General features: G+C 59.5%; 5 protein-coding genes. 3 read left to right on the forward strand and 2 right to left on the reverse strand.

Annotation, left to right across the window (positions count from 1 at the left end; genetic code table 11):
• Window positions 1–213 precede the first annotated feature (213 nt).
• A complete protein-coding gene (locus AC3WP4_RS04655; protein ID WP_102616280.1) occupies window positions 214–957 on the reverse strand; it encodes a tetratricopeptide repeat protein in 744 nt (247 codons plus the stop codon).
• Window positions 954–1,634, reverse strand: a complete 681-nt coding sequence (locus AC3WP4_RS04660; protein ID WP_074873711.1) for a Fe2+-dependent dioxygenase — start codon at window positions 1,632–1,634, stop codon at window positions 954–956. Before AC3WP4_RS04660 ends, AC3WP4_RS04655 begins: the two co-directional genes overlap by 4 nt.
• A gap of 205 nt (window positions 1,635–1,839) precedes the next feature.
• On the opposite strand from AC3WP4_RS04660, the gene AC3WP4_RS04665 reads away from it, so the two are divergent.
• The 3 genes from AC3WP4_RS04665 to AC3WP4_RS04675 all read left to right on the forward strand — a co-directional run bounded on the left by AC3WP4_RS04665 (window position 1,840) and on the right by AC3WP4_RS04675 (window position 7,551).
• The gene (locus tag AC3WP4_RS04665; protein ID WP_102616279.1) at window positions 1,840–4,101 is read left to right on the forward strand and encodes a TonB-dependent receptor; all 2,262 of its coding nucleotides are present in this window, start codon (window positions 1,840–1,842) and stop codon (window positions 4,099–4,101) included.
• Between the two features lie 237 nt (window positions 4,102–4,338).
• Complete coding sequence (locus AC3WP4_RS04670; RefSeq protein ID WP_102616278.1) at window positions 4,339–6,867, forward strand: PepSY domain-containing protein; 2,529 nt, start codon at window positions 4,339–4,341, stop codon at window positions 6,865–6,867.
• Window positions 6,868–7,101: 234 nt separating this feature from the next.
• On the forward strand, window positions 7,102–7,551 hold the full coding sequence (locus AC3WP4_RS04675) for an endonuclease domain-containing protein (protein ID WP_102616277.1): 450 nt from the start codon (window positions 7,102–7,104) through the stop codon (window positions 7,549–7,551).
• The last annotated feature ends 111 nt before the right edge of the window (window positions 7,552–7,662 follow it).

Here is a 7,662-nt window from a genome sequence, read left to right on the forward strand (position 1 = left end):
ATCATTAATGCCTAACTTCGCCAGGCAGAACCTAGACTAGATGCACCGCTGCCAAACTGTCAAAAAAAATACAAATCCATGTATTAAAAAACAATAACAACATACCCTTACAACACTTCATAAAAATGCAAGAAGCCTTGTCGCTTTCGCTTCAAGAGCAATCGATCAACAATAAAAGATCAAAACTACCGGTCATTACTCAGACCCGCTACTTCATGCTGTTAGTTTTTCAGCTTGCTGTAGATAAGCATCCCCAAGGGAGGACATTCCTGCTTCATACAAGATTTTCGCCGCCGTGTGCAGGAAGTTGCAGTGCCCCGAATACATGGCTTCATGCAACCAAGCCAATCCGCTATCCAACTGCCCTCGTTCTGTCAGGCAAGTGCCGTAACTGAACTGCCCACGAAAATCACCGCCCAGCGCCGAACGTCGATACCAATCAAACGCCGCCACAGGATCAGCAGGACAATAATGGCCTTGCTCCAGATAACGTCCCAGCAGGTTCATCGATTTCGCATGGCCCAATTCAGCTGCTTGCCGATACAAACTCAGCGCTTGCAACTGATCCTCGATAACCCCCCGCCCGGTCGCCAGCAGATTGGCGTAGTTGTACATCGCCCAATCCAGCCCTGCTTCGGCAGCCTGGCGATAATGCCCCGCAGCAATCGAAGCATCGGCCACGCAACCCCAACCATGCTCATGACAACGCCCGAGCATGTTGCGCGCCATCAAGTGCCCGCCCTGGGCGGCGATCTCGAACCAGCGCAAGGCCAGCGGCTGATCCTGCTCGATGCCCTGCCCATCCAGAAGAATCTGCCCGAGCAAGGCCTGGGCATCGAGTACACCTTCGCGGGCGGCGATCAGAATCGCCTGTGCCGCGCGCGCCGGGCTTTCCTCGAGCATGGCTTTAAGACGGTCACCGTCGAGGACTTCCTCGCGGCGCAGTTGATAACTCATACCTCGACCCAGCGACGCAACAGGTTGTGATACGTGCCGGTGAGGCGAATCAGCGAAGGGTGGTCGGGCATGTCTTGGGTCAGTTGCTGGATCGCCCCATCCATCTCGAACAGCAAGGCACGCTGGCTGTCTTCGCGGATCAGGCTTTGGGTCCAGAAGAACGAAGCGTAGCGAGTGCCGCGTGTCACGGCGTTGACTTTGTGCAGGCTGGTGCCGGGGTACAGAACCATGTCGCCGGCCGGCAACTTCACCCGTTGGGTGCCGTAGGTGTCCTGGATTTCCAGTTCGCCGCCGTCGTAGTCGTCCGGTTCGCTGAAGAACAGGGTGGCCGACAAATCGGTGCGCACCCGCTCGATGCTGCCCTTGGGCTGGCGCACGGCATTGTCGATGTGAAAGTCGAAACTGCCGCCCGCCGTGTAACAGTTCAGCAACGGAGGAAAGACCTTGTGCGGTAACGCGGCGGACATGAACAGCGGATTTTTCCACAGCCGTTCCAGCATCGCCGCGCCGATTTCCTTGGCCAGCGGATGACCTTCCGGCAATTGCAGATTGTGCTTGGCCTTGGCCGACTGGTAGCCGGCGGTGATTTTGCCGTCGGCCCAATCCGCCTGCTCCAGAGCCTCGCGGATGCGCTGCACTTCTTCTTTCGCGAACACGCCGGGAATGTGCAGCAGCATGGGATGACACCTGAAGGCAAAGGGGTGCCAATGGTATTGATTCTTATTGCCTGTGTAAAACACCGCGACGAACGAGACAGCAAAAACCGTAAGGGTAAATTGTAAAGAATGTAAATTTGTCGCGAATAGTAACGTTTCGCAATTGATACAAATAACTGTTTACCCTATATTCCGCGGCCTCAAATCCTTGGGGAGGGGAATTCTCATGTCACGCCAACAATCACAATTACCGGTCAGTTCACCGCGTTTGCTCGCGTCTGCAATTGGCGTGGCGATCACTGCCAGCTCTGCGGGCCACATGGCTTTCGCGGCTGAAATGACTGACGAAAAAGCACCGGGCAACGTGATTTCCCTGGGCGCTACCGCTATCAACGGTGAAGCCCAGGACGAGACCTCCTACAAGACCGATACCTCGGCCAACAAGAAATACACCGCGCCGCTGCGTGAAACGCCGAAAACCGTCACAGTGATTCCGCAGCAAGTGATTCGCGACACGGGCGCCACCAGTCTGGTCGATGCGCTGCGTACCACACCGGGTATCACGTTCGGTGCCGGTGAAGGCGGCAACCCGGCCGGCGATCGCCCGATCATTCGCGGCTTCAACGCAGAAAGCGATGTGTTCATCGACGGCATGCGCGACCCGGCCTCCCAGAGCCGCGAGATCTTCAACGTAGAATCGATCGAAGTCAGCAAAGGCCCGGGATCAGCCTTCACCGGCGCCGGTTCCACCGGTGGCAGCCTGAACCTGGTGAGCAAGACCGCCAAGCTCGGTAATGCCTACAACGGCGGCTTCACCTGGGGCTCGGACCAGACCAAGCGCACCACCCTCGACCTGAACCAGCAGTTGACCGACACCTCGGCCTTTCGTCTGAACCTGATGAAACACGAAGCCAACGTCGCCGGCCGTGATGCCGTGGACGTCAGCCGTTGGGGCGTGGCACCGTCCTTCGCGTTCGGCCTGGGTACCGACACCCGCCTGACCGTCGGTTACTACCACGTCGAAACCGACGACATGCCCGACTACGGCCTGCCGTTGTCCTTGAGCCCCAACCGCAGCAAGTACAACGTCGATAAACCTGTGCATGTCGATCGCGACAACTTCTACGGCCTCACCGGGCGCGACTATCGCCAGACCAGCAATGACAGCGGCACCATCGAGATCGAACACGATCTGAACGATAACCTGACCGTGTCGAACAGCTTCCGCATGTCCCGTTCCACGCTCGATTACATCGTCACCAACCCGGACGACAGCAAGGGCAACGCGGCACTCGGCAGCGTGTATCGCGGCGCGAAAAGTCGTAACTCGACGTCCAGCGGCTGGATCAACCAGACCGACCTGAGTGCAAAATTCAACACCGGCGCCATCGAGCACAGTCTGGTGACCGGCCTTGAGTTTTCCTATCAGGACACCCACAACCGCCCGTACATCCTGACCTCGACCGCCAGCGGCACCCGCTGCAACCGTGCCCTGTTCAACTCCGGCGACTGCACCAGCCTGCAGAACCCGACGCCAGGGGATCACTGGAACGGCTCGATCACCGACAGCGCCGCGTTCACCGACACCGACACCAAAACCGCTGCGGCCTACGTGTTCGACACGCTGAAGTTCAACGAACAATGGTCCCTGAACCTGGGCCTGCGTTACGACAACTATCAGGTCAAATCCAGCGGCCACGCCAACGCCAGCAGCACCGTGCCAGCGAACGATTTCTCCCGTGAGAACACCAGCGACCTGGTCAACTACCAGATCGGCGTGGTCTACAACCCGTTGCCTAACGGCAGCATCTACGCGGCCTACTCCACCTCCAGCAACCCGTCCGGTGAAACCAGCGGCAACGGTGGCCTGGAACTGGCAGCGAACAACAGTGATCTGGACCCGGAAAAGAACCGCAACTACGAGATCGGTACCAAGTGGGACTTTTTTGGTGACGACCTGTCGCTGACCGCTGCACTGTTCCGCACCGAGAAAACCAATGCGCGGATGAACGATCCGGATGGCGCCACCACGCAAGTGCTGGACGGCGAGCAGCGGGTCAATGGTGTGGAGCTGAGCTACAGCGGTAAACTGACCCGTAACTGGAGAGTCTTCGGCGGCTACACCTACATGGAAAGCGAAGTGGTCAAAACCACCCTCGCCGCCGATGAAGGCAACCACATGCCAAGCACTCCACGGAACAACTTCACGTTCTGGTCGACCTACGACCTGGTGCCGGACAAGTTGACCGTCGGCGCCGGTGCCACGTTCGTCGACTCGCAGTTCGGCAACATCGCCAACTCGGTGGAGATCCCGTCCTACTGGCGCTACGACGCAATGGCCAGCTATGCGCTGACCAAGAACGTCGACCTGCAACTCAACGTGCAGAACCTGACCGACAAACGTTACTTCGACCAAGTGTTCCAGACGCACTACGCCCACGTGGCGGCGGGTCGCACTGCCCTGCTGAGCGCCAACTTCCACTTCTGATCCTGTGGGAGCGAGCCTGCTCGCGATGACGCCGGCACATTCAACATTGATGTTGGCTGACGCACCGTCATCGCGAGCAAGCTGTGCTCCTACATGCGTGCGGATGGAAGCTGAAATCAGGGAAGGCCCCGTTCATCCAGGTGAACGGGGCTTTTGTGCGCAAGAAAGAATCTTTCTCGACAACCCACGGCATAATGCGCGCCGTGATCATATTTTCGAACGAACAAGGCGAGTGACGTGTTGAAGAAAACCCTGTTCCAGTTGCACTGGTTTTTCGGCATCAGCGCCGGACTGGTCCTGGCCCTGATGGGCATCACCGGGGCGACGGTATCGTTTCAGGATGAAATCCTGCGCGCGCTGAACCCTTCTGTGTTGCAGGTCGAAAAGCAGGTCGCTGGCGTCCTGCCGCCCGCCGAACTGGTGGAAAAAATCGAAGGAGCCTCGGGCAAGAAAGTCTCGATGCTCTGGGTCGAGACCGACAGCGGCAACGCCGCGCGCGTGATCTTTACCCCGCCACCGGGCGAACGACGTGGGCAGATGCGCTACTTCGACCCGTACACCGCCGAGTTCATGGGCGATGCCACTGGCCAGGATTTCTTCGGCCTGATGCTGCAACTGCACCGCTTCCTCGCCATGGGCGATACCGGTCGGCAAATCACCGGCGCATGCACGCTGATTCTCGTGTTCTTCTGCCTGTCCGGTCTGTACCTGCGCTGGCCGCGTCAGTGGAAAAGCTGGCGTGCCTGGCTGACCCTCGACTGGAAGAAAAAAGGCCGCAGCTTCAACTGGGATCTGCACTCGGTGGCCGGTACCTGGTGCCTGGTGTTTTACCTCCTGGCCGCGCTCACCGGTTTGTCCTGGTCCTATGAGTGGTACAACAAGGGCCTGACCCGACTGCTTTCCGACTCGCCGCAGAACGAGCGTGCCCGCAGCGGTCGCGGTCCTGCGCCAAGCGGCCCGGCGCCCACCGCCGATTACGCCGCGATGTGGAGCAGCATCTACAGCGCTGCCGGCCCGGCACTAAGCGCCTACAACATCCGCATGCCGCCCGTGGCCGGAAAACCCGCCACCGTGTTCTACCTGTTGAACACCTCGCCCCACGATCGCGCGCTGAACCAGATCACGCTGGACCCGGCGACCGGTATCGTCGCGCGGCATGATCGCTACAGTGACAAGAGCCTCAAGGCGCAACTGCTGACCAGCATTTACGCGCTGCACGTCGGCAGTTATTTCGGAATCATCGGGCGGATCATCCTGACGATCAGCTCGCTGACGATGCCGCTGTTTTTCATCACGGGCTGGTTGTTGTACCTCGATCGCCGGCGCAAGAAAAAACAGATCAAGGATGCCCGCAACGGTCTCGCGCAACCGGGTAGCGACACGCCGGCATGGCTGATCGGCTTCGCCAGCCAGAGCGGCTTTGCCGAGCAACTGGCGTGGCAGACCGCCGGGCAATTGCAGGCTGCGGGCCTGCCGGTGAAGGTTCAGCCGCTGGCGGACGTCAGCGAGCAAGACTTGCGTGATTCCAGCAATGCGTTGTTCGTCGTCAGCACCTTCGGCGACGGTGAAGCGCCGGACAGCGCCCGGGGGTTCGAGCGCAAAGTGCTGCGGCGGACATTGAGCCTGGAAAGCCTGAACTACGCCGTCCTCGGTCTCGGTGATCGGCAGTATCAGCACTTCTGCGGTTTCGCCCGACGCTTGCACACCTGGCTGGGCGAGCACGGCGGCAAGACCCTGTTCGCGCCGGTGGAGGTCGACAGCGGCGACCCTTACGCCTTGCGTCACTGGCAGCAGCAACTGGGCTTGCTGACCGGGCAGGCGCCCGTGGACACCTGGCAAGCGCCAAGCTATGACAACTGGACCCTGACCCGCCGTGAATTGCTCAACCCTGACAGCAGCGGTTCGGGCGTTTACCTGCTGGGTCTCACCGCCCCCAGCACCAGCAGCTGGCTGGCCGGTGACCTGGTGGAAGTGTTGCCGCGCAATTGTCCGTGGGCGATCGAACATTTCCTCGATGGCCTGGGCATTGACGGTCGGGCGATGGTTGCGCTCGATGGCCTGTCGCAATCGCTGGAACAAGCCCTCGCCAGTCGACAACTGCCGGAAAACAGGGCTCACCTGGTCGGCCTGCATGCCCAGGCGCTGGTGGATGCGCTGGTGCCCCTGGCCATGCGCGAATATTCCATCGCCTCGATCGCCGCCGATGGCATCCTCGAACTGATCGTGCGCCAGGAACTGCACCCCGACGGCAGCGTGGGCGTCGGCTCCGGCTGGCTGACCGAACACGCCCCGGTGGGCGGCACCATCAGTTTGCGTGTGCGGCGCAACAGCGGTTTCCACCTGCCGGTCGAACCGGTGCCGATGATCCTGCTGGGCAATGGCACCGGCCTGGCCGGGCTGCGCAGTTTGCTCAAGGCGCGGATCGCCGATGGCCAGCAACGTCATTGGCTGTTGTTCGGCGAACGCAATCGCGAGCATGACTATCTGTGTCGCGATGAGCTTGAGGAGTGGTTGATTTCGGGGGATCTGGAGCGGCTGGACCTGGCGTTCTCGCGGGATCAGGCCGAGAAGATCTACGTGCAGGATCGACTGCGCGAGTCGGCGGGCGAGCTGAAAAAATGGCTGGCCGAGGGTGCGGTCATCTACATCTGCGGCAGCCTGCAAGGGATGGCTTCAGGCGTGGATCACGTACTCAACGAAATACTCGGAATTGCAGAGGTCGACCGGTTGATTGAGCAAGGTCGGTATCGCCGCGACGTCTACTGAAAGAGCCCCTCACCCTAGCCCTCTCCCAGAGGGAGAGGGGACTGACCGAGGTGTCTCACGTAATACATCGACCTGAAAAATCGAGTCGAACTCAGGTTTGGATACGCTGAAGATCGGCTCCCTTTCCCCCTCTCCCCCGTGGGGAGAGGGCTGGGGTGAGGGGTGGTTCTACAGGCAAACGACAAAACCTCGGCTACAGTAAAACCTCCATCCCCCTTCACACGGACGTGAAGCATGCCTATCCGCCCCTCCTCCAACCAACGCCAATTCGCCCGCCATCTGCGCGCCAACCAAACCGACTGCGAACTCCTCCTCTGGCAAAGACTCCGCGCCCGGCAAATCGCCAATCTGAAATTTCGTCGGCAGTTTCCATGCCCGCCGTACTTCCTGGATTTTTATTGCGTGGAACTGAAGTTGGCCATCGAACTGGATGGTGGTCAGCATTACGAGACGGCGGCAAAAATACATGACCAGCGTCGAACGCTTTACCTTAAGCAGCAAGGTATTGAGGTTGTGCGGTTTAGCAATCTAGAGGTAATTGAGCGGATGAGTGAAGTGCTTAAGCAGATCCTGAAGATTGCGGCGAATCGAACATCGCCCCCTCACCCTAGCCCTCTCCCAGAGGGAGAGGGGACTGACCGTAGGTTTCTTGAGAAATTCTGCGACCTGAAACAGCTTCGTTGAATCCATAATCAACTCGAACATTCAGGTCGATGTATAGCGCAAGACACCGCGGTCGGCCCCCTCTCCCCCGTGGGGAGAGGGCTGGGGTGAGGGGTGGTTCTACAGGCAAAC

The organism is Pseudomonas sp. FW305-20, from assembly GCF_058788075.1.